This is a genomic window from Okeania sp., assembly GCF_035285525.1.
Classification (GTDB): Bacteria; Cyanobacteriota; Cyanobacteriia; order Cyanobacteriales; family Microcoleaceae; genus Trichodesmium.
The window spans coordinates 1-24,434 of sequence record NZ_JAYKGW010000041.1 but is presented as its reverse complement, the minus strand read 5'-3'; the positions used below and the strand labels follow the sequence as shown (position 1 = coordinate 24,434).

The following is a 24,434-nucleotide window of genomic DNA, read 5'->3' as shown; positions in this document are numbered from 1 at the left end:
GTGCCATACTTAATCGTATGATACAGAATTGTCAGCCAGAAAGTTACAAAGTAGAATTCTAATTCACCAATTAACTTCTTCCCAGAAGAGAAGTTGCGATCGCAACATTCATGCAACAAAGCCCTTTACTTTGATAATTTTCTTCTTATATAGAATCCGGTTATATAGTATATGTTCATAATTCTATCTACACTTTCTACTCCCCATCTCCCCACACAGACCACACAGACCACACAGACCCAAATATACAACAAGTATTCAACCGGACATGATATTAAAGCATGAATTCTGAATTTTAAATTTCGACTTAATATTTTGTACTTTACTTTGATAATTGTCTGCTTAAAGCATGAATTCTGAATTGTAAATTTTGACTTAATATTTTGTACTTTACTTTGATAATTTTCTTCTTAAAGCATGAATTCTGAATTTTAACTTTCGACTTAATATTTTGACGTGCGGAATATATGCCCTACAGACTATGAAACACAACTGTCGCGGGCAAGATGCCCGCACCACAAAAAATTTAACATTTACATACTACATTATTTCCCTGAATATGCTGCAAATTATTTCTCCTTCTTCCTTCCTCCCTCTAATGAACTGCCGTAACAACATCTCCAACCGTTTTACCTTCAAGTATACTAACTGCACCCTCTAACAATTTATCTTCTATAAATGGTTTAGTAAAATAACCCTTAGCGCCTAAATCAAAAGCCATTTTCCTGTGTTTGGCAGCACCCCGAGATGTCAACATCGCCATAGGTAATACCTCCAAATGAGAATCACTTTTTACCCGAGATAATAACTCAAAACCATCCATCCGAGGCATTTCAATATCACAAAATACCAAATCGCAAGGTAAACCAGCACGCAATTTTTCCCAAGCATCCTGACCATCCCTTGCTTGTTCAACTCGATAACCAGCTTTACTAAATGTCATTGATAACAACTCACGGACTGTAATAGAATCATCTACAATTAATACTGTTAACTCACTCTTGTTTTCTGTAGGCAAAGATATAGTATCTTGAGTGACAGAAGGCCAAATATTACCTTCATCTCGCCGTTGTTTTCCGGTTGCCAAATTAATTAACTCAATCACATCTGCGATCGCGACAATTTTACCATCCCCTAAAACAGTTGCACCTGCAATACCCATAGGTTTAGGTACAGGACCTTCTAATTGTTTAATTACGATTTCTTGTTGTTCTAAAACTTGATCCACTTGCACCGCTAAAAATATACCCACGGAAGCAGAACGCAAAACCACAATTGATATCATATCTTCTTCTGCATTTACACCATAAACATTACCCCTCCGGAGATTACGATTATAAACCAGTAAATCTCGCAAGTGACTAAAAGGCAACTTTGCTCCACGCCATTCTACATAGTTCTGCCCATTTTCTGCCGTTTTCACATCATCTTGATCAACTTTGATCATATCTTCTACCCCATCCATAGGAAAAGCAATCCTGGAGCGATCGCTAATACAACACAATGCTTTCGAGATACTTAAAGTCAGTGGTAAGCGAATAGTAAATATTGTACCTTTCCCAATACTAGAATCAATAGTAATAGTACCTCGAATCTCAGTCAAATTAGTTTTCACTACATCTAAACCTACTCCACGACCTGACAACTCATCAACCTTATCTTTCGTACTAAAACCCGGATGAAAGAGTAAGTCATAAACATCCAACGTAGACATTTCTTGAGCTTGTTTCTGACTAATCACACGTTTTTTGATCGCTTTATGTTTCACTTTTTCCGGATTAATTCCTGCCCCATCGTCTGCTACAGAAATCACTGTCTGGTTTCCTTGGTGAAAAGCACGAATTTTGATTTGCCCCTTGGGAGATTTACCTGCACTGATACGTTCTTGGGATGTTTCAACTCCATGAGCTATAGCATTATTTATCAGGTGTTTCATCGGGTCAGAAAGCTTATCTTGAATCATTTTGTCAATCAAAGTTTCTGTCCCTTCTACCTGTAGTTCTACCTCTTTACCAAACTCTATGGAACGATCTCGCACATAACGAGGTAAAAGTTGTACTGTTTGAGAGAAAGGTATCATTCTTGATTTTGTGAACCCTTCTTGTAATTGAGTTGTCACCTGTCGTAATTGACGAGTTACTTGTTCCGCATCATCAACTAAAAATTCTATATCAGAGGCAGACTCTCGTACTCTGACAATATATTCAATAGTTTCCTGAGCTAATAAGTGGAAAGGAGTGAAATTTTCAGCCCGATCGAGATCGAGAGGATCGAGTTTTCCTTCAGAAGTTTCACTGTTATTTTCTGTGTTTGATACATGAGAAGTATTGACAGAACGATGTCCATGACGACTATCCCAAATTGCTCTTTCTAGAAGAGTTTTTTCGTATAGATCATGCATTCTTTGCCCAGCATCACTAAGTAACATTACTTGATGAAGTAAATTATCTAGAAACTGACGCATTCGTTCCTGACCTTGTTCTAAACTATTACGATTAACTACCAGTTCACCTACCAAATTACTCAGATTATCTAATTGCTTTGCAGGTACTTTTATTGTTTGTTCTAGAGGGCGAGATTTTCGGCGAGGAGGAGGAGCATTAGTAGTAGAAACTACTAATGATTTAGAAGTATCTATATTATAATTTTCTAAGGATTTATCTTCTTCACTCAATGATTCTTGATTTTCTATTTCTTGTGACTTGCTCGTTCTTTTGATCGATATTTGCTGTGTATGAGTTTGATTTACAACTCCTGTATTTACTTGAAATTCAGAGTGAATTTCTTTACCATTTAATAGTCTCTCTAGTTGCTCAAAAACATTGTAATTGTTATACTTTTCAGGTTTGAGAATTGCTTCTAAGGCAATAAATTCATAATCTTCTATTTTTGTTTGCTTATTAGCTATTAATTCTTGACTTTTTTCTATCTCTATATCAGTTTTCTGAGTTACTACATCTGGCAACTCATCTAAACCTAATATATCAGCTTCACCTTGATGAAATTCATTGTTATCTTTTGCCTCTTGTAATGTAGACCATAAGTTTTCTATAGCTTCTGAAGTTACCTGATTTTTGTGATTCCTTTCAACTTTACTTTCTGATAATAGGTGAGCAAAATCTAAACTTTTATCGTCCAATAAACTATTCAAATCATTGTCATCATTTTGTGTAAAATTTTGCCAGTCTAACTGCTCCAAATCTGTTAAATCCTGTGAGCTTGAAGAGCCTAAATCTTGTTGCTCAAATAGTTCTGCCAAACTAGATGTCAAATCGTCTGATTCTACAGGAATTTCTTCTAAATCTTCAAACAGTGATTCTAAGTCTGATTCTGTAGAAATTAAATCATTTGTAGTATTTATATTGAGCTGAGATTCTTCTGCTTTCGTATCACTTTTTATCCTTTTATCTACATCTTCAATTGCCAATAAATCACTCCAATCTAATTTATCTAACTCAGAATTTTCGGCCTGATTTTGGGAAGTAAGATTTATTTGAGCTTGAGAAGTATTTGCTTCTAAATTCATGTCTAATTGCCAGTCAATCTCTGGGTTATCCATATCTTCTAATTCTGATAATTCTCCATTTTCTAAGTCACCAAATATATTTGCTAAATCATTAGAATTTTTAATTTCATAATTACTACTTTTATCTAGCTCATTTTTCCCGATTTTCTCAAACAAATCCGACAATTCTTTACCTTTTGGACTCACAACATCCCATTTATTTTTATTGGAAAATTTTGGTGATTGTGGAGGGTCATTAATATCAAATAAGAATTCAGATATATCATCATCATCATCAGTATCAATTTGAGATATTTTTTGTTGATCTAATTCTAATTCTCCTTGATCTAGCACTTCTTCTTCCCAACTAGAATCTAAATCTGGTGTTTCCCCTTCAAATAAATCTGCTAAACTATTTAATTCTGATGCTCCTACTTCAGGACCTTTATTTTCTTTCTCTGCTACTACTATTAAGTTATCATTATTATCTATATCTCTACTTTCTAGGCTATTGAACCAGTCGTCTATAGAATCTTCATTATGAGTTTTAGTATTATTCTGTTTATCTAATTCTTCATTAATATTGTTCTTGTTGAGTTGATTTTTTGCTTGGTTTAACATATCCATTTTACCTATTTCGTATAATGTTTATTTATTATCTTTTTTGACACCCTTATCATCAGGATTTTCAATTTTTATCTATAGCAATCCTATCTTAATTTCTGTCAAAAATATTATTGCTTTTTAGAGAACAACCGTTGTTTCGCTGCGCAATATGAAAAGCGGAGCTTTCCGTAATTGGCTGTTTCACCTAAAATAGTGCATTAACTTTTTTCGTCACCCCATCACCCCATCACCCCATCACCCCATCACCCCATCACCCCATCACCCCATCACCCCATTTTCTAACGCAACATTATGAAACATTCCAGTAGTAGTGCATCAAGCCTTAAATGGTGTTTTAGGAAAATTATCCAAACGTTGTCAGAGCAATAATTACAATCAGGACTAAAGCCATGATGAACGATTTTTAGGCACTTGAGATTGCTTTCGGTTTGGAATGCTCTGCATTTCCTGAGGTCATGCTGCGCTTTCCATATCGCGGAGCGCAACGCTGTTGCTTGCGCTTCGCTTGCGCTGCGAGTCCCGCCATGACAAAATTCCCTGGCCTTGCGTAAGTCCTGACAGTGAAAATCTAATACATCATCAGGACTTGCGCAGAGACCCTAGATATAGTGCTTAAAACCCCATACGCAATAGTTTTTTAACTCTATATATAGTACCTCCTGTGTAAGTCCCGATCATTACTTGCACAAAATAACCTATTTTTTGTCATTAGACATCTCCAGAAAAGAGGGAATGGGGAAAAAGAATTGATAATTTATGGATAATAATTGATTTTACTTTTTATTTTTGGAGATGTCTATTGCGAGAAACAATCTCGAATATCAAATTGGCTTCCTCATTGATAAGTTCTAAGTGATTCTTACTGTTGATTGTTAATAATCAAATTTTAACCTGGTTTTATATTTTCAATTAAATTATATTATAAAGTGAAATATATAGTAATCGTAAATAACTTGTAAAAATTTTTATACTAATTTCATTAACTTCAGGCTCAATGATTAAATATTATTCATAACTTACCCAAACTAATTCACCCAGCCCTATATTACATTACTCAGTTCATCTTTCTGTTTACCAAAAAAAGAGGTAAGCCTCCCCTTTTAAGCTATGCTTTATAGAACCCCTAAGCTGATCTATAAAGTCGGGGAGTCGGGTAGATGGTGCATAATGGGAGTATTTTTATACTTTTTTCTCTATTCTATTTCTTGAAATCCTGACTCCTGTCTTTAAATCCTCACTTTGGCAAAGATACGCTTAGGGGTTCTATAAACATCTTTCTTAACATAAAACGCAGACAGAAAAATCCTTGTCTACCTTGTCTACCTTGTCCTCCTTGTCATCCTTGATCAGGATTTCAACCGAAAAAGTGTTTCATTCTTAAATTAAATGACTACATTTGGTAGCCTCAGTCATTTTATTAGCATAGCGATCGCCATTTCCAGCTATCATAAAATAGCTATTTTGTCAATTAAAAAATTGACAAGCAAAAAATAAGGTCTCAAGCCTCCCCTTGGCAGCGCCCCGAGCTGTCCCTCTACAGGGAAAAAAGTTTCAATTCAGTATTTCAATCCCAATGCACAGAGCCAGAGAGAGGTACTGATAACTGAAATGATACACCGATACTCTGCATTGCTAACAAAAATTAACAATGCAGAGTAAGATTAACCTACTGAGGGGGTATCTCCCAAAGTGATAGAAGGATGTTCTACCAAGCTTTTAATAAAGATTCCACGCGCTCCATTTACAGCAATTTCACGCCCGCGCGTGAGGTACAAAATTTTATTTAGTAATTTTAGTAACACAACCTTCGGTGGTTGTTACAGCAAACTAAGGCTGAACTGCAGTAGGTGTTAAGTGTACCTCACCATCCTCATGCATTGCTATAAGTCGCGGTCTAGTCGAAATCCATTACTACCAACAACAACTTTTTTCCCACCTAAATTGTTGAGAATGTCGCCAGTCCAACCAACTGTTTTGCTAGTATAGGCTCCACTTACATCCAAAACAACTTTGTTGTATTCGTAAGTTTTATGTTTTAAGAATTGTTCAAACCTATAATGTGCCAAAGTTAAAATTTGTCTGACTGACTTACTTCTGAGTTTTCTATTAGATTTGATTGTCATCTCAAAAACTTCATGCATTAGACATCTCCAGAAAAGAGGGAATAGGGAGTAGGGAGCTGGGAGTAGGCGGAAAGAATAGATGATTTATGTTAGATAATTGATTTAATTTTTTGTTTTTGGAGATGTCTATTGGGAAGCAAAATTACATCAAAGTTTTGAACTAAAAATAAAGCTGTTTTGTGGTGCAATTAATTTACTAGGTTTTTGATTTTCAACCCTAGCAATATAGCTAATTTTCATAAGGTTTTAAAATTTTTGTCCTGTACTTAAGTTTCTGCAATGTATCTTTTCTAGTGTTAGCTATTTCAGGAAGAGTGAAAAACCTAGAAAATTGGACATCACATTAAAAATCCTTACTTCATTACTCTGCTGGATCTACCCGGAAACGCTCTACCGAAGTCAACAAATCACGAGCAACACCCACCAAATTCTGGAGAGAACTATAAACTCGTTGAGATTCCTGAGAAGTTTCTTGAGCCGTCATTTCCACTCCCTGCATTACTTTCGATACCGATTGAGCTACTTCATTTTGTTCCACTGTATCCGCAGCAATAGAACGTACTAAAACATCAATTCTAGTTGTAACTTGCACAATATCTTCCAGAGATTGCTTCGCCTCTTCTGCCAAAGCCGTTCCCTTAATAACATGCTGAGTTGCTTCCTCCATTCCAGTCATTACCCCTCCCGTCTCAGTCTGGATTTGCATAACAGTATGTTCAATATTCTTAGATTCTTTAGCTGACTTATCCGCTAACTGTCGAACTTCATCCGCTACCACAGCAAATCCTTTACCCGCTTCTCCCGCTCTAGCTGCCTCAATACTAGCATTCAATGCCAACAAATTTGTCCGAGAAGCAATCGCAGAAATTGAACCGACAATCTTAGAAATTTCCTGAGTAAATTCTGATAAACGTTTCACCCTTCGAGTTGCATCTGCCACACCTTCTCTAATTTGGAGAATACCAGCTACAGTACGGTCTACCGTTTCCCCTCCTTTCAATGCCAAAGCTGCCGCTGAACGAGCTACATCTTCTGTTTCACGAGCATTATTAGCTACCCGTTGAATAGCATCAGTCATCACTTGTACAGACTGTAGAGTTGCTGCCAACTCTTCTGCTTGTCGCAAAGCATCTGTAGATAAACCTTGAGCAAACGTCGCACTATCCATAGACCCCCTACTCACCCTTTGGGCAGCCTCCTTTACCTGATGCACAATTTCCCGCAAATTTTGAATAATCAAATTAAACGAATCTGCAACTGCCCCTAAAACATTAGCTGTAACCTCAGCACTCACAGTCAAATCTCCACGAGCTGCCCCTTCTACATCATCTAGTAAGCGAATTACTTGTCGTTGTAAATCTTCTTTTGCCTGCTCATTTTCTTCTGCTTTTCTTTGAGCATCCATATAAGTTGCTTGAATTACTTTAGCCGTATGATTAAACTTAGCAGCCAACTTACCAAACTCATCCTCTGAGTACACTGTCGCTATCGCCTTTAAATTACCATCACAAATGATATCAAATTGAGTATTTAAGTCTTTGTTTGCTCTTTCTATTTGCTTTGCAGTTATCCGTCCAAGACCATAAGCAGTTAAACCGCTGCTTATTCCTGCTACGGCTGTCATTATCCAACCAGTCCGCCGCAAATCAGAAACTACCTCTGTTTTTTCTTCTTGGGAAGAAGTCAAAGAAACTGTATAACTCACAGAAGCTACTGCAATGAAAGATACTATCATTGTTCCTATGGCTGTGTATAGTTGTTTTGTATACAGGGAAGCATTTTCCCAAAAAGCTAGTCCACCCTGTTCAACCATTACACTTGTATCTACTTCTTCTCCTTTAATTTTGCTAAATGTAGGGAGTTGATGATCTACTATTGGTATAGCTTCTTCATTATCAATCGCGCTACCATCAGCCTTATTATCAAACAAAGCTCCTGTTGTAGCCCCCATAACCATTCCTGTATCCATTGGTTCTAAATTTGATCCTACTACCTCTATTTCAGGAGTGGTCATATCAGTTGACACCTCTTCTATTCCTTCAGTCAGAGAAGCATAGTCTTCAAAATTACCAAATTCATCATCTTCTAGAAAACCATTAGCTTTTTGATCTCCATTTTCTTCTTGATCCAGATTAAAAGCTTGGCTAAATGCTGCTTCGTCAAATTCATTCATGTCAAAACTATCTAGTTCTTCCACTACTTCTTCACTCTTCTCTTCTCTTTGCTCCCATTCTTTATATAATTCATCTCCTATTTCAACTTGTTTACCTCTAATTTTTCCCCCCTTGAAATGATTATTTTTATTTTCCATTAGCAAAGTGGCTTCATCTATATCTGATGTCTCTGAAAAATTACGGCTAGAGTTTTTATTTTCTGTCCCTTCATTTTTTATATTATTTGTTTCCTCAGAACTATCTAATATTTCATCTATTACATTCTCAAAGTCTTCATTTAATAAGTCTAAGTCTAACTCTTCTTTTTGATAACCTTGGTTAACATTTTGGGTAGTTTTACTATTTTTAATGTCTTCATATTCCAAGATTTGACTTTCAGACATTTCTTCTTCTTTTAACAATTCTTCTTGTTGTTTTTTCCATATTTCATCTAGTTCTGCGGCTAAAGTAAAATCAGGTATATCTTCTAAAGATTCACTATTTTTACCATTTAAAACTACATTATCTGTTAATTTTTGCTTGGTTCCATTAGTAAATACTTGACCATTTTCTATGGGCAACTGTTTTTTTATTTCTTGGTTATCTATAATATTATTGTCAGATTGTGTCAAATCTTCTAAATCTTCTAAATATTCATCTTTATAGAAACTACCATTTTTGGTGAAAGGATTATCATCTTCATCTGTTAATTCTAAATCATTTATTTTTTCTAACTCTAATTTCCCTAGATGCAAATTTTCTCCGGAGTTTTCTTCTGTTAATTCTAAAGTATTTTCATTGAGAATTAGTTCTGAATCTCTAATATTTTCTAGGTCTTCCATATCTAGTTCTAGAGAATTTTCATTGAGAATTAGTTCTGAGTCGGCAATATTCTCTAGGTCATTGGCATCTAATTCTAGAGCATTTTTATTGAGAATTAGTTCTGAATCTCTGAAATTTTCTAACTCATTAGCATCTAATTCTAGAATATTTTCATTGAGAATTAGTTCTGGGTCTGTAATGTCTTCTTGGTCTTTTTCATCTAATTCTAGATCATTTTGCTCTGCGATCGCTTCCATCTCCCTAGAAATTTGTCCTTCTAAAAACTCTTCATCTTGATAATCATCAAGGTTAATATCGTCTAGAATTTCTGGAGATTCATCAGAGGTAACTGAATAATCTCTAATAAATTGCTCACTATCACTTATACCTTGTCGAGCATATTCCAACAGTTCTGGATCATCACTAAGGTCAAAAACTAACTGATATTGTTCTTTGGCCACATCATACTGATGAAGTCCATAGCAATATATATGACCACAAAGGAGCCGAGAACTAGGGTTTTCTGGATAATCCTGAATTAAATTGTAAACTAAAGTTGCTGCTTCTTCATAATTGCCCTGACTGTAGGCATCTTCTACCTTGTGATAATCTTGTAAAAAATCTGTGCTGGATGACGTCATTTGCTGTCCCTCTCTCAAGAATAATAATATTATTTATTTTTAGTTTTTGAATTTTATCATTAACAGAATTAGGAATTGGGAATCAGCCTTACTCAGAAATCTTAAATATTATAGACAACTGAGTCAAATAATTATGTTGACTTATCAACCCTACGGACGTTGCACAGGCAAAAATGCGATTTCCTGACGGAATGCTCCGCTTTCCATGTCGCGTAGCGTTTCATGTCCGCTCAAGGGCGGAAAACGTCCTTTTTAGGCTGCCCATCGAGCCGAGCGAATAATTGCTTCTTGATCCAGTAGCCTGAGAACTTGTTCTCCCTTCTTATCAAAAACCCACTCTCCTCGTAAGAAAGGAGCCATACCATCTGGAACATCGGTGGACATTTTCAGTTTCTTTTCATCAAGCCACTGCATTCCCACAATTCGTTCAACTGCTAGTCCTAATATAGTGTCTTGATCTTCTACTGCTATTATTTTAATCTCTGGTTGATCGGTATTTACTGGGATTGGGTCTCCAAGAAATTGAGCTAAATCAGCTACCCAAATAACTCTTCCCCTAACATTTATGGTACCTAAAAGTAAGGAAGAGACATTGGGAATAGCTGTAATACCTTCTGGAGATTGATAAATCACTTCTCGTATATCTGTTGCTAGTAGAGCAAACTCATTACCAGAGGGTAAATAAAATCGCAAATGTTGTTCACCTTCAGGATTTTCTAATTCTTGGATTCCTGTACCTTGGCCTGGTAAAAATTCTTCATTGCCTACCATAGATTCTTAAACTTAGCGTCTTAACAATTGTTTAACTGTTCCCACAAGTTCTGTGGGCTGAAATGGTTTGGCAATGTAGGCATCTGCCCCTTGCTTTAAACCCCAGTAACGGTCAAATTCTTCTCCCTTGGAAGAACACATAACAACTGGAATATCCTTAGTTTGAGGATCAGATTTGATCCTCCTACAAACTTCATAGCCATTCATTCTGGGCATGACAATATCTAATACCACTATATCGGGTTTAGTATTTTTTAGTCGTCCCAAAGCTTCTACTCCATCATTAGCAACAGTAACTGCTAATCCGCTATTTTTCAGAAGTTGTGATATCATTTCTCTTTGAGTAACGCTATCTTCTACAACTAAAACTTTGCTCATTTTTTTTACCTGATAGCTTGGATTTAAAATTGATAGTTAAAATATAGGTATTGATTAGAATTTTCATAAGCCATAAGTAAGTTGGTTTTTTGGCTTATGTCATATATCAATTGCATAGGTATTGGTTTGATTAAATATACATAATAGGTAGTCACTCTTTTTTATAATAGCAGTATTAATTATTATTAAGTATTTTTGCGCACTTAACTTACTAAATTAATATTTTAGCTGTAGGTATCAGTTCAGACTTAAACAGAATATACAGTAATCCTCAACTAAATTGTAACAATCATAGCCCATCTTGGCAGCTAATTTTTCCGGGAGAGAAGTTGACTGAAAAGCTTATTATCAAAGGTTTTGATCTTACTTATCATCTCTTCATAATAGTTGCCAATAGTTAACTAGAGTAACCAAGGATTTTTTCCCCAATACTAATGATCATCTTAGCAATTACCAATGGCAAAGTCCACTTGAAGATTAAATATTTAAAGACTTGACTATACTTTTCAGCTAACTACTCGACTAATTAGGGTTTGTTGATTAAATTTTAAAACCTTGACAGCCAAAAGCTAAATTTGAGTATGAAAAAAGTTAGCTTTTAGGTTTTTGAGGTTCAAAGAGTTAGCATTAAAGGCTAGCTATGGCAGAAAAATCAAAGGAATTAATTCTAAATGACCACCTCTGCAACAACTCCTCGCTTATCCTAAATCTTCACTACTCCCTACCAAATGCAAAAATACTTTTTCAGCAAAGCCTAATTAGATTATAAATTAAGATAATATTGTCGTAAATTAGTCAACTACAAAAAACTATTGTCATAACTGGTTTATATAAAGCATCCTAAGTTTCTTGATTTTTTGACAACATTATGTAAACTTGAGAATTTTGTAATCCTGTTCAAATATACTTTTCGAGCAACATTAGTAATTCACTTTCTCCAAAAGGTTTAGTCAAGTAGTGTGTAGCTCCAACTATTCTGGCCTTAACCCTATCTATAAACCCTTCCATACCAGTAAGCATAATAATAGGGGTCTGATGAAATAGTGTGGAGTTACGCAACATCGCACAAATCTCATAACCATCTAGTTCAGGCATAGCAATGTCACATAAAATTAAGTCTGGTTTAATTTGAAATACTTCACCTAATGCTTTGAGGGGATCGCTAAGAGTACTTACTTCATAACCATGAGGATTAAGAATTGACTTAACTTTTTCCTGAACAATTAAATCATCATCAATACATACTACTTTTTTGGGAATTTTGGTTTTTCCTTGCCATGACTTTGGTTTTTTGACCATGCTGGTTTTTGAACATTGATCGAGTAATTGCACTATCCCTTTTTGCACAAAAGGATAAATCGCCTTAGCTACTGTTAATATATCTCTATTTAGATATCTAGCTATTTGCCGGATCGATGTTTGACCGTCTGACCAATGACTTAAAATATTATATATGTTTGGCTTTAATGCTTTTTTTAACTGGGCTGGATCAGAAATTACTGGACACTGTTCAGCAGATTGAATATAAGGAGAAAACTGATTCCATTCTTGTATTTGCTGGATAATTTTGGCCAGTAATGAGCTAACTTCTAAGGTTGTGAGCTGAGGTGCGAGAGCTGGGCCAACTTCAAAGATGAACGCTCCTCGACGGAGACTTAGTAATTCAAATAGAGTTTCACGAACCATATTATGGATAATGCTTCGTCCCTGCTCTGGTGTCAGAATTCCTTTTTCTAGCAAAGCCCATAAATATCCATACTCAGGTGCATTGACAGAGCCAACAAAAGGAACTTTAATTGTGTCAAGATATCGATCTGCTTTATACCGATGTAAGTAGTCTCTTAAACGGGATAAACTACCTGCACTTGGGGTAGCATAGATAATCTGACCACTCATAAAAAATACAAACCAAGATGGTTCTTTAGGAAAGTGCTGCTGGGGTTCAGCAATATTACTGCTAACTGTGGAACTGTAGGCCTTAACAAACAGTTCACCAGTTCGCTGACCTAAGTCTATCAGTTGCAGGATGCTGCGGATATCAATTTCACTTAAATTTCCCTGCATGCAGCTTGTAAAATAAATTTTTGATGAAAAATAATAATGTAGATATGTATATAGGAAATATAGGAAAGACTAAGATTCCTGGTTATTTTTAGGATAGAATATTTACATATCATAAGCATAAGGTATTTCTGTCTAACTTAGGAGAATTATATCACTAAAATTAAACGCTTATTGATTTTGGGACTAGAATAGACATTTGCAGATAATGATTCTTAATTTTTATTATTTGTCTTCAGAATTATTCTAGTTGGTCAAATTATCAGATACATGAAAACCCGCATTTCCTAATGATGGTTGTAAATATGCTCTGCTATAATTTCTCATAGTTTGTTCTTGTACAAATAATATTTTATACTATAGTATGTTATATTATCATTATTTGATTATTTTGGTCATAGTTATAACATTCTCTTGATTGGGAATTTCAATTGAATACTAAATTTTAATAACTCTACCAAAATAATGAATTAAAGTGTTTAATTCAGAGATTATATCTATAACTTTTGCTCCAAATTCCTAAAAAATAAAAGTAACTCGGTACTTATTAAATATAGTATTTTGGTTAAAATAAATAAAGAAATATACTTGGTTCCGCTTAAATATATGTAAAATTCATTCCAGAACCAAGGTTGAATAATATTCTTAATTCCTGATATTCAGATTAACATAGTTATTGTTGCGGCTCAGAGTGGTAACATAAAAAACAATAAATTATAAAAATTAATCTTTGTAGCATAGATACTTCAAGAGGATAACAGTGTGCTATATTTAGCAGAAGTACAAAGAAGGCCAATAGGTTTTGGTGGTCTTGGTGGTGGTAGAACTGATTTGAAGTTACTAGCCTGTCAGCGCGGTGAACACAATTGGACTGCTGTACCAGGTGAAGAAGTTATTCCGGCTGATGAAGCTAAGGAATTTTCTCCTGGTGCATTGGTGCTAGTAGACTTGAATAACAATAAGCAGGTGCAGCAGATTCAAGATGCTGCACGTCAGTTAGTAAAAATTCTCCAAAATTTCTCTCGGTCCCAAGAAAAGTCCAAAACACAATGGGAAGAGATAGAGCAATGGAAAGCTTCTCTTACTTTTCAAGCCCATGAACTGAATCGTCGAGAAATAGATTTACAGGCTAAGGAGGAAGAGCTTGAAAAGCTACAAGCTGAAATTGATAATTTGGAGCAGCAACGTCAGGAATCTCATCAACTCCAGCAACAGATGGGGCAAATTAAAAAAGAGTTAGAGGCAGAACGCTTAGAATTAGAAAAGCAAAAAGAGGAATTTGAGAAATATAAAGGAGAATTAAGTCAAGGCTCTGTTTTAAATCCTGAACAATCTCAATATATAAAAGATATATTGAATTGGTTGAATGAAGCAATAACTCCAACCAATTCTCTGGGAGAAAAGTTAAGTCAATCCTTAGAAATAGTTACTAATCAAAAAGAAACTCTAGAACAACATAGAAAGCAGTGGCAAAATACAGGTAATCAAGATTCTAACACACAGCAGGAAGAGATAGACAGTTTGAATAATCATGTCCAAAACAAATGGGTAGAATGGCGACAAAATTGGGAATCTTTGGCCAAAATTACTGCGGAATTGAAAGGGCAACGAATTCTCTTGGCTAGTAAGCAAGACTATACTCAAAAGTTAAACGATCAAATTAAGACACAAAAGCAAGTTTATGAGCAACTGAGGGATTTGGTCAAATCATTGCAGAATGATGGTATTACGAACAAAGTAGATGTTGAAGCTTTGCAAAAAATGCCTCTTAATGAGTTAGAGGAATTGGTACAAGGTTTGCAACAAGATTTACAAAGGGATATGAGTTTTGTGAAAGATCAGGAAGAGGAATTGGCTTTACAACAGGAAGAAATGGATGCTTTGCAAAGAAGAATTGATAAAGCTAGTGAGTATGACAGGATTAGCTTGAACTCAGAACTTTCTGATGAGAGAGACCGTTATAGAATGTTAAGTGAGTCTTTGGTAGGTTCTCAAAGAAATCTTAAGGAAAGAGAAGAAATATTAAATCAGCATCAAACAGTTCTTTGGAGTAGATTGGGTAATTCTTCTGCTCAAGAAAAACCAAATAAAGCAAATATAGAGCCTATACTTTTACAAATTGAGAGTCACAAACAACAATTGACAGAAGAGTTACAAAAGTTAGAGGCTGAAATTGAACAAATACAAACTGAAATTGGCCAAAAAGAAGATTTAATTAATAAGCAAACTCAGCAACAAGAAGTTAAAAGAAATGAAATTGAGCAGTTAGAGTTGAATTTGAGGGAAAAGCAGAAGGCCAATATGGGGGGTGGAACTGGGGCTGTGGATCAAGAAGTAATAGTTCCTCTGGAGGGTTATTTAGATAAATTGAAACAGCAACTTGAAGAAGTAGTGGGTGGAGTAGAGCAAGTACAGGGTATAGGTGAACAAGTAGCTCAGTTAGGTCAGGTTCTCCAGGATATTCTTGTCAAACCAGAGTCAGATTTATTAATTAAGTAGTAATTTTTTATAAGTGCTTATACAAAATTAATTACACATTACTATTAGATATCTCCAATCTGATCCAGAAATTATCAATTCTTGATTCCAGTGAAGTGTTCCCTCCATACCTGTTCCCTCCCTTAACTAGGAAATTTATTTTGCCCGACTACTTAGGGCTGGCTGATTAAATCTAAAAGCATTTATTGGTAAAGGTTTTAGGCTTTTGAGAACGTGAAAAAGTACCAGATTTTCGCCTTATAAGAGTGAAAAAGTGAGTATCTGGGTAAGACTTGGACAAAATTGGCAAGGGATAATTTTGACAAGTACATCCTCACTCAACTCCTGATTCCTCTTGATTCTGTACGGAGGTTGCATAAGGAAGGGTGTCCCTACTACTCCCTACTCCCTAACTTCACAACCAGACTTTTACGGTTCCTGATAAATCAGCAAACCCTACTTACTAAAATAATCCAGGGGTGTTGGACTTTGGCGATCGCTCCTCCAGGAAAGGGATCTGTTTGAGAACGGTTAGGAGAGTTGATTAATGCTGTTAATTTTTCAATATGACTGAAGTTAGGATTAGTAGGTAAAAGCTTATGTAGGATGTTTCTCATTACTCTACGTTGTAAAGCTAGAGGAGCTTCGCGTAATACTAAACGATTGATAATATATCTGACTGGTTGCTCTTCAAGTTGAGAAATATTAAAGTTATTTATATCAACTTCTGTTACTTTCTCTAATAATTTTTCTGTTTCATTGTCAAAATATTCAACTTCAGCACTAAGTATTTCTGCTGTTTGGGCTAAAGCTAATTCAGCTTGGGGGTTAAATTGCCGTAGGATAGGAAATAATTCTAGGCGGATACGGTTCCGAGCATAATGTAAATCTTGGTTTGTGGAATCTTCCCAAATTCTGATTTTTTGCTCTTGACAAAAGTTACCTGTTTGGGTACGGCTAATTTCTAATAGGGGACGTACCAGTAAGGGGGAGAAACTTTCTGTGAGGGGACGTTGCCAGGTTAGGGCTTGGAGGCCATCAGTTCCACTACCACGAATTAGATTATAGAGGAGAGTTTCTGCGCGATCGCTGGCTGTATGGCCAGTTACAATATATAGAAAGTTGGATTCTAAAGCAATTTTGTTTAGGGTTTGATAACGCCATTTTCTGGCTTCTGCTTCACTTTTATAGATTTTATTTGCTGTTTCTAAATAGAATGGAAGTTGCCAATTTATGGCTAATTTTTTGACATAATTAGCATTAGCTTCTGAGTCAGGTCGCCATTTATGGTCGCAATGAGCAATTGCTAAATACCAGTTCCATTTTGATTGTAAATCTAATAGTAATTTGGTTAGACAGAGGGAGTCTTGACCGCCAGATACTGCGATTAATATTCTTTGATTTTTTGGTAATAATTTTCTTTGACGTAATGTTTGATGTAGTTGGTCATGGAGTGGTGTCCAATCTTGAGAATAAGATTGATTCATTTTCAGGAAGGGAGTTTTTTGAGTTATCAGTTATCAGTGTAAATAGAAAGTTCTTAGCTGTCCCAGAGAAACCGGGTTTCTAACTGTTTTACTGACTGACATATTTAGCTAACAATATAACTATAATAACTAATAATTTAAAATGCCGAACCCAGACTTACAAATAACTTGACTTGTCAATTTTGTCAAGTTTTATGTTAAGAAAGATTTTGATAAAGCATAGTTTAAAAAGGGGGATTTAGGGGGATGGTATATACTAACTAATAGCTAATAGCTGACAGCTAAATGCTTACGTTTTTTCTCAAAAATTTCCTTATGACTATATCTTTATAGGATAACAATATTGGGAAGAATAACGCCAATGTATTGTCATTTTTGCAACTATTCAGAAAATAAACAAACCTCTATTTGAAGACACGTTATTTATTATATAGATATACACACTTAATTGAGATAAAAGGCCACAATTAAAAATAATGAAAAATTTCTGGCAACAAATCCAAAATGATGAACTTAAGGTAATGAATCACCACAACTGGTTACTATCTCAAACGAAATCCATGACTGAAAATACCAAAACTATTCTTGGTAAAATCCTTGGTCAAAAATTAAGTAGTAAACTAATATGGAAAATTTTAGCTACTGGAATAATTGCTCAAGGAACATTATTGGGAACTCCAGCTCTTGCTAATAAGACCCCAAAAAATCTGAGCTATAGTGAGCTATTAGAGAAAATTAAGGCTGGGGAAGTAACAGAAATAGATGCTTATCCTTCTCAAGGTATTGCTAGGGTTAGCCTCAAAGGGCAAAAAGCTAATGAGCCAATGTATACGGTGAGAGTATTTGAGTATAACCCGGAATTACTAGATCGAGTTCGTACTCAAAAAATTGACTTTGAGCTGAAGCGCTCTCCTGATAATACGGCTGCTATGGGTATTATATTTAATATTCTCATCGTTCTGGTAGTCATTTTTGTACTACTGACAATTCTCCGTCGCTCTAGTCAGTCTCAGGGAAATGCCTTAAATTTTGGTAAGTCTAGGGCACGTTTTCAGATGGAGGCTAAGACAGGGGTATTGTTTGATGATGTGGCAGGTATTGAAGAAGCAAAAGAAGAACTTCAGGAAGTTGTTGGTTTCTTGAAAAAACCAGAGAAGTTTACAGCTATTGGGGCGAAAATTCCTAAAGGTGTGCTTTTGGTAGGACCTCCGGGAACGGGTAAGACTCTTTTGGCAAAGGCGATCGCTGGTGAAGCTGGAGTTCCTTTTTTTAGTATATCTGGTTCGGAATTTGTGGAAATGTTTGTGGGTGTGGGAGCTTCTCGGGTACGAGATTTGTTTAGAAAGGCTAAGGAAAATGCTCCTTGTATCATATTTATAGATGAAATAGATGCGGTCGGTAGACAAAGAGGTGCTGGTATTGGTGGGGGTAATGATGAACGAGAACAAACTCTTAACCAACTTTTAACGGAAATGGATGGGTTTGAGGGTAATAATGGAATTATTATTATTGCGGCGACTAATCGTCCGGATGTTTTGGATGCGGCTTTGTTACGTCCTGGTCGTTTTGATAGACAGGTGACTGTTGATTTACCTACTTATAATGGGCGTTTAGGAATTTTGGAAGTTCATGCTCGGAATAAGAAGTTAACTCCGGAGGTATCTTTGGAGGCGATCGCTCGCAAGACTCCTGGTTTTTCGGGAGCGGATTTATCTAATATGTTGAATGAGGCTGCGATTTTAACTGCTAGACGACGCAAAGAGGGAATTACATCTGTAGAAATTGATGATGCTATTGACCGAGTGACTATTGGTTTGAGTCTGACTCCATTATTGGATAGTAAGAAAAAACGGTTAATTGCTTACCATGAGTTGGGTCATGCTTTGTTGATGACTTTGCTCAAAAATTCCGATCCTTTGAATAAGGTGACTATTATTCCTCGTTCTGGGGGAGTGGGTGGTTTTGCGCAACCTATTATGGATGAGGGAATGATTGACAGTGGGATGTATACTCGTGGTTGGTTGATAGATCGGATTACAATTTCTTTAGGTGGACGTGCTGCGGAAGAAGAGATTTTTGGTTCGGCGGAAGTTACGGTGGGAGCTACTAACGATATTAGAAGTGTTGCTAATTTGGCTCGTGAAATGGTAACTCGCTATGGAATGTCTGATTTAGGACCTTTGGCTTTGGAAAATCCTAGTGGGGAGGTTTTTTTAGGTCGAGGTTGGCAGTCGCAGCAGTCTGAATATTCTGAGGAAGTAGCGGTTAAGATCGATCATCAAGTACGAACGATGGCTTTTCATTGTTATGAAAAAGCTCGACAAGTTATTCGAGAAAATCGTGTTTTGATTGATAGGTTGGTAGATTTGTTGATAGAAAAGGAGACTATTGAGGGTGATGAGTTCCGGAGAATAGTTTCGGAGTACAGGGAGTTACCTGAGAAACAGAAGTCGGCTATTAATTTGGAAAAGAAAAGTTGAAATTTAGGGAGCTTTTTCAGCGATCAGTTATCAGTAGAGAGTGAACCTCCTTAAAAGGGGAGGCTTTATACCTCATTTTTTGGTAAAAGTCAATAATTGATGATTTCTCTGTCATAATTGATTTGAGATCAGATGCACCCATTTCATTTTTTATGATCGCAGATGTTTAATATGGTTAAAAGAGCTTAGATAGAAATAAATTCCTTAGCTCAAAGCTAAAGTCGTCTTTCGACTAATTAGCAATAAAAGTTGTCAAAGAGAAACCGGGTTTCTGAGTTTTCTGAATTATCAAGACATGACATTACTTTTGACTTTTTAATTAGTGGGTTGAAACGAAGAGCTTAGAAATAAATTCCTTAGCTCAAAACTAAAGTCGTCTTTCATACGACTAATTAGCAATAAAAGTTGTCAAAGAGAAACCGGGTTTCTGAGTTCTCTAAGTTATCAAGACATGATATTAGTTTTGAATTTTGAATGAATGAATTATTAGGATCGCCTTGTTTGTTCAGAGTACATTTCTCGCAAAACTAAACCAGGATCTACCCAGCGTCCTCCATATTTTAAACCCCAATGTAAATGAGGACCACTGGTTCTACCAGTCATTCCCACTCTAGCTATTCGACTTCCAGCAGGTAGGACTTGACCTTGAGGTAACATAATTCCACCACTACGATCTACCAAATAGCGACGTCCGTTATGAATTTCTACCGTCCCTTGAACATGACAATAGATGTGTTCCCAAGCACCTGATTCAATTACAATACCAGTACCACATCGACCATCTTCCCAAACTTCGACAACTTTGCCAGTCCACCAACTGCGGATATAGCTTCCTTTGGGAGCGGCTAAGTCTAGTCCATAATGAAACCCTCCACCACGAGGGCCAAAAGGTGATGTATATTGTTGAAAGTTTTCTACAGGGAAAGAGGCGTTTTGCCAGTCGTTAATGTAAGCGGTTTGTTGATTGGGAATTTTGGTTTCTTGTGCTTTGACTAATTCTTGTTTTATTCCTAAAGCTGCTGTAGCAAGGGCAATCAGTCCTAGTAGTAATAATTTTTTCTGAGGATAATGTAAAGTTTGTCTGATAGTTTTAGATAATTGGTGTGGGAGATTTTTTCTAGGATTTGACATATTTTTTACTTTTTGAAGGAAGAATCTACAGTCAAAATGAAATAACTATGTTAATACTCGCGCTATTATACAGTTAATCAGTAACTTTTTGACACAAGTTTTTAATCAGCGTCACCACAGAGAAACCAGGTTTCTTCAAGAAACCTGGTTTCTGGGGGTTTTTTCTGGGTTTCTGGGGTTGAATACTGACAAGCTTTCTAAATTTGATAGTTTTGGAAAGGTTCCACAGAACTTATTGGTATTTCTATTACAAATTCAGAGCCTTTTTCAGGAGAGGAAATACACTTGATTCTTCCTTTGTGCTGTTCAACAATTATTTGATAACTAATTGATAAGCCTAAACCTGTACCTTTACCAACTGGTTTAGTAGTAAAAAAGGGGTCGAAGATTTTGGAGTGGTTTTTCTCTTCTATCCCTAAGCCATTATCAGAAATATAAATCCCCATCCAATTATTTTCTAATTTTTTGGTTGTGATACAAATTGTTGGTTGTTCTTCGGTAAATTTGTTTTGATAAAATTTTTTTTCTAGGGCATCAATGGCATTATTAATAATATTTATTAAAACTTGATTTAATGCACTAGCATAACAATTAATAAAAGGTAGTTGGTTATAATTTTTAATTACTTGAATTTCAAAGGGCTGATTTTTTAAACGAGCTTGCAAAATAAGTAAGGTGCTGTTAATACCTGCATGAATATCTATCAGTTTTATTTTGGCTTCGTCTAGACGAGAAAAAGTTCGTAATGATTTAACAATTTCACTAATTCTATTTACTCCTAGTATCATTGAACCTAATAAGCTAGGTAAATCTTTCTCCACATAATCTAATTCAATTTCTTCAATTTTCTCTTGAATATCTGCGGGTAAATTTGGGAATTTTTGTTGAAAAAGATGGATTAAATCTAATAAATCTTTTGTATAGTTATGGCAATGATTTAAGTTGCCAGAGATAAAGTTTAGAGGATTATTAATTTCATGGGCAACTCCGGCAACCATTTGTCCTAAACCAGACATTTTTTCAGCATGAATGAGTTGAGATTGAGTCTTTTTTAACTTTTTAATAGTTTCTTGTAAGTAAATATTTTGCTGTTTTAGGGCTTTTTCGGCTGACATTCTCTCAATTTCAGCCGCAGAACGAGCAGCAAATATTTTTAAGATATATTCTTGTTCTTGATAGCTGTTTTTTAAAGGTTTAGTGTCTAAACCTGCAATATGACCAATTTTTTTTCCATGACTATCTATAATGGGAATACCTAAATAACCTTCAGCTTGTAAGTTTAATAAGTGTATATCTTCAGGAAAAAGTTCTTGAATTGAATGGGGATAGATTTTGACATCTGCTTCGTAAAGTGTACTACTGGGAGTTCCTTCTAGATCGTATTCAAAGTTAGGAAGAAAGCCTTTTTCTGACCAGAAAGCTAATACTTTTGCTTTTGGAGGATCGGTGTCTAAAATTTCTGCAATTAGTGCATATTTTATTTGCAAAATTTGAGCTAGGTATTGAGTGCAAGCTTGAAAAAATTCTGGACCAATTTTGGTTCCGATCCCTGCTCTAATAAGTTTGAGATTATATTCCCAGTCAAAGTTATCAATTGTCATTACACATATTGAGGATACAGCTTTTTAGTTATCAGTTATCAGTGCAAGTAGAAAGGTCTTAGCTGTCACAGAGAAACCCAGTTTCTTTAAGAAACCTGGTTTCTAGGGTTTCTTTACGGACTAAATTTGAGACGGGGAAAAATATCCTAACTATCTTGCTGACTGGTGTATTTACCTAATAATATAACTATAATAACTAATAGATATCTCCGGAAAAGAGGGAACACTTGACTGGAAACAGGTATGGAAGGGCAAATAATTGATGATTTATGCATAATAATTGATTCCCTGGTTTTTCTTTTTGGAGATGTCTAATAATTTAAAATTCTCTGAAATAAAATAATTTAAGATTTTAAAAAATGATTCTAGAAGAAATTTTTCCGTTTAGAGTGGCCATAGATGCCACAACAATTGCAGGTACATCTTTGTGGTCTTTGGGTTTATATTGGGGTTTTTCCCCTGTAAGTGAGTGGGTAACATTACAACTTAATCGTTGGTTTAATTTTGCCGAAAGAGCGTTGTATACATCTGAGGAGGAATTTGAAAGAACCCGGAAAGCAAGAGAATCTCAAAATGCTTTTTATGCTTCTATTTTTAGTATTGTTCCTTTTTTAATAGTAGGAACTTTATGCAATTGGGCAGTAGAATTTGGTTTAGATAAAAGTTGGTCAATTAGTATTGGAATAATTACTTGTTTCACTTGCGGTATTTATGAATTAGGGAGAAGGGATAGTCAGAATAGGGAGTGACATTTCAGTTATCAGTTTTTTTGATCCTTAGGACTTACACAGGCAAACCCAGAAACCCGGTTTCTCGTAGATGTTTATGTGTTAAAAACAATGATTTGCTCTAGAAGCTGGGTTTTTTTGCGTAAGTCATAATTTTTTTTTAATAGGAGACGTTCAATTTTTCGGTGAGGGGAGTTGGAAGAGTAGAGAATAAGTAGTAGGTAAATTATTCAGTTCTATAGTGTTATGAAAATAGACCAAAAGTTTGATGTTCCGACTGACGTAGAAAGGGCGATCGCTATGCAAGAAAAACTGCGACATCAAGTAATAGCTGAAGACAAATTTGGAGAAATTAAATATGTAGCTGGAGTTGATGTTGGTTATAGTAAAGATGATCAAATTACTCAAGCAGCAATAGCAGTTTTAAACTTTCCCGAATTAGAATTAAAAGAACAAGCGATCGCTCAACTTCCTACTTCTTTTCCTTATATTCCTGGTTTATTATCTTTTCGAGAAATACCTGCTATTTTAGAAGCTTTAAAAAAGCTAAATATTATTCCCGACTTGTTACTTTGTGACGGTCAAGGATTAATTCATCCTCGTCGATTTGGAGTAGCTTGTCACTTAGGAGTTTTAGTTAATATTCCTAGTATTGGTGTGGGTAAATCTCATTATATTGGGGAGCATGATTCTGTTGGTTTAGAAAAAGGTAATTGGCAACCATTAATAGATAAAAAAGAAGTTATTGGTGCAGTTGTTAGAAGTCGTACTGGAGTTAAACCAATTTATGTTTCTACTGGTCATAAAATTAGTTTAAAAAGTGCTATTAATTATGTGTTAAAATGTACTACTAAATATCGGTTGCCAGAAACAACTCGTTGGGCAGATAAATTAGCTTCATTTTAGGAAGGAAGAAGGAAGAAGAAAGAAGAAAGAAGGAAGAAGGAAGAAGAGAGAAGGAGGAAGAGAGAAGGAAGAAGAGAGAAGGAGGAAAAGGAGGACAAGGAGGATAAGGAAGACAAAGAAGGCAAGGAAGACAAGGTGGGAAAGGAGAAAATCTAATGTAAAGTTTTAGCTGTGTCAGTCCACTACTAATAGTTGCCCAAAAAATCCTTAACTGAACTGTATTTACTGATAACTGATAACTGATAACTAATACCTGAAATGATTTACTAAACAGTTGAAGAATTATTATCAATGATTGATAAACCTAATGGTTCTAAATGTTTACAACTCTTAGAAGAAAACCGACAACTTTTTCAGACGGTTAGAGGTTCGACTCATAATCATCAAGCATGGGTTGGTGGATATATAGATCATATTCAAGAAGTTATGAATATTGCCTATAGTTTTTATCATCATTTGAACGGATTAAGAACTTTACCTTTTTCTCTATCAGATGTTTTATTAGTAACATTTTTACATGATTTAGAAAAGCCTTGGGCTTT

General features: G+C 35.4%; 14 protein-coding genes. 5 read left to right on the top strand and 9 right to left on the bottom strand.

What is annotated here, in order from left to right; all coding sequences use genetic code 11:
- Positions 1-595: 595 nt before the first annotated feature.
- From VKJ25_RS04680 to VKJ25_RS04655, 6 genes are all read right to left on the bottom strand, one after another.
- On the bottom strand, positions 596-4,132 hold the full coding sequence (locus tag VKJ25_RS04680) for a hybrid sensor histidine kinase/response regulator (protein ID WP_324235462.1): 3,537 nt from the start codon (positions 4,130-4,132) through the stop codon (positions 596-598).
- Positions 4,133-6,012: 1,880 nt separating this feature from the next.
- Positions 6,013-6,255, bottom strand: coding sequence for a zinc ribbon domain-containing protein (locus VKJ25_RS04675; RefSeq protein ID WP_324235461.1), 243 nt, complete (start codon positions 6,253-6,255; stop codon positions 6,013-6,015).
- Between the two features lie 361 nt (positions 6,256-6,616).
- Positions 6,617-9,871 carry a methyl-accepting chemotaxis protein gene (locus tag VKJ25_RS04670; protein WP_324235460.1) on the bottom strand — a complete coding sequence of 1,085 codons (3,255 nt, stop codon included), beginning with the start codon at positions 9,869-9,871 and terminating at the stop codon, positions 6,617-6,619.
- 252 nt (positions 9,872-10,123) lie between these two features.
- Positions 10,124-10,642 (bottom strand): chemotaxis protein CheW, encoded by a 519-nt coding sequence (locus VKJ25_RS04665; RefSeq protein WP_324235459.1) that lies wholly within the window; start codon positions 10,640-10,642, stop codon positions 10,124-10,126.
- A 12-nt stretch (positions 10,643-10,654) separates the two neighbouring features.
- Positions 10,655-11,020 carry a response regulator transcription factor gene (locus VKJ25_RS04660; RefSeq protein WP_324235458.1) on the bottom strand — a complete coding sequence of 122 codons (366 nt, stop codon included), beginning with the start codon at positions 11,018-11,020 and terminating at the stop codon, positions 10,655-10,657.
- An 897-nt stretch (positions 11,021-11,917) separates the two neighbouring features.
- Complete coding sequence (locus tag VKJ25_RS04655; protein WP_324235457.1) at positions 11,918-13,084, bottom strand: response regulator; 1,167 nt, start codon at positions 13,082-13,084, stop codon at positions 11,918-11,920.
- Between the two features lie 759 nt (positions 13,085-13,843).
- Between VKJ25_RS04655 and hmpF the strand changes: the two genes are divergently transcribed.
- Positions 13,844-15,580 carry a pilus motility taxis protein HmpF gene (hmpF, locus tag VKJ25_RS04650; RefSeq protein ID WP_324235456.1) on the top strand — a complete coding sequence of 579 codons (1,737 nt, stop codon included), beginning with the start codon at positions 13,844-13,846 and terminating at the stop codon, positions 15,578-15,580.
- A gap of 425 nt (positions 15,581-16,005) precedes the next feature.
- On the opposite strand, the gene tilS is transcribed toward hmpF, so the two are convergent.
- Positions 16,006-17,046, bottom strand: a complete 1,041-nt coding sequence (gene tilS, locus VKJ25_RS04645) for a tRNA lysidine(34) synthetase TilS (RefSeq protein WP_324235455.1) — start codon at positions 17,044-17,046, stop codon at positions 16,006-16,008.
- 476 nt (positions 17,047-17,522) lie between these two features.
- Between tilS and ftsH the strand changes: the two genes are divergently transcribed.
- Positions 17,523-19,526, top strand: coding sequence for an ATP-dependent zinc metalloprotease FtsH (ftsH, locus tag VKJ25_RS04640; RefSeq protein WP_324235454.1), 2,004 nt, complete (start codon positions 17,523-17,525; stop codon positions 19,524-19,526).
- 486 nt (positions 19,527-20,012) lie between these two features.
- Here the strand turns inward: ftsH and VKJ25_RS04635 are convergent, their stop codons facing one another.
- Positions 20,013-20,657, bottom strand: a complete 645-nt coding sequence (locus VKJ25_RS04635) for a M23 family metallopeptidase (RefSeq protein WP_324235453.1) — start codon at positions 20,655-20,657, stop codon at positions 20,013-20,015.
- A 197-nt stretch (positions 20,658-20,854) separates the two neighbouring features.
- Positions 20,855-22,258, bottom strand: a complete 1,404-nt coding sequence (locus tag VKJ25_RS04630; protein ID WP_324235452.1) for a sensor histidine kinase — start codon at positions 22,256-22,258, stop codon at positions 20,855-20,857.
- Between the two features lie 362 nt (positions 22,259-22,620).
- Here VKJ25_RS04630 and VKJ25_RS04625 point away from each other — a divergent pair, with 362 nt between their 5' ends.
- The 3 genes from VKJ25_RS04625 to VKJ25_RS04615 form a co-directional block, all read left to right on the top strand.
- Complete coding sequence (locus VKJ25_RS04625) at positions 22,621-23,007, top strand: hypothetical protein (RefSeq protein WP_324235463.1); 387 nt, start codon at positions 22,621-22,623, stop codon at positions 23,005-23,007.
- Positions 23,008-23,232: 225 nt separating this feature from the next.
- Complete coding sequence (gene nfi / locus VKJ25_RS04620; RefSeq protein ID WP_324235451.1) at positions 23,233-23,892, top strand: deoxyribonuclease V; 660 nt, start codon at positions 23,233-23,235, stop codon at positions 23,890-23,892.
- A 291-nt stretch (positions 23,893-24,183) separates the two neighbouring features.
- On the top strand, positions 24,184-24,434 hold a 251-nt coding region (locus tag VKJ25_RS04615; RefSeq protein WP_324235450.1), incomplete at its 3' end, for a hypothetical protein.

What these genes read in the sequence shown, in the direction of transcription:
- VKJ25_RS04635 (WP_324235453.1), bottom strand. Translation starts at nt 20,657, where the DNA reads ATGTCAAATCCTAGAAAAAATCTCCCACACCAATTATCTAAAACTATC.
- VKJ25_RS04655 (WP_324235457.1), bottom strand. Translation starts at nt 13,084, where the DNA reads ATGCAGGGAAATTTAAGTGAAATTGATATCCGCAGCATCCTGCAACTG.
- tilS (WP_324235455.1), bottom strand. Translation starts at nt 17,046, where the DNA reads ATGAATCAATCTTATTCTCAAGATTGGACACCACTCCATGACCAACTA.
- ftsH (WP_324235454.1), top strand. Translation starts at nt 17,523, where the DNA reads ATGAAAAATTTCTGGCAACAAATCCAAAATGATGAACTTAAGGTAATG.
- VKJ25_RS04670 (WP_324235460.1), bottom strand. Translation starts at nt 9,871, where the DNA reads ATGACGTCATCCAGCACAGATTTTTTACAAGATTATCACAAGGTAGAA.
- nfi (WP_324235451.1), top strand. Translation starts at nt 23,233, where the DNA reads ATGAAAATAGACCAAAAGTTTGATGTTCCGACTGACGTAGAAAGGGCG.
- VKJ25_RS04675 (WP_324235461.1), bottom strand. Translation starts at nt 6,255, where the DNA reads ATGACAATCAAATCTAATAGAAAACTCAGAAGTAAGTCAGTCAGACAA.
- VKJ25_RS04680 (WP_324235462.1), bottom strand. Translation starts at nt 4,132, where the DNA reads ATGGATATGTTAAACCAAGCAAAAAATCAACTCAACAAGAACAATATT.
- VKJ25_RS04665 (WP_324235459.1), bottom strand. Translation starts at nt 10,642, where the DNA reads ATGGTAGGCAATGAAGAATTTTTACCAGGCCAAGGTACAGGAATCCAA.
- VKJ25_RS04660 (WP_324235458.1), bottom strand. Translation starts at nt 11,020, where the DNA reads ATGAGCAAAGTTTTAGTTGTAGAAGATAGCGTTACTCAAAGAGAAATG.
- VKJ25_RS04630 (WP_324235452.1), bottom strand. Translation starts at nt 22,258, where the DNA reads ATGACAATTGATAACTTTGACTGGGAATATAATCTCAAACTTATTAGA.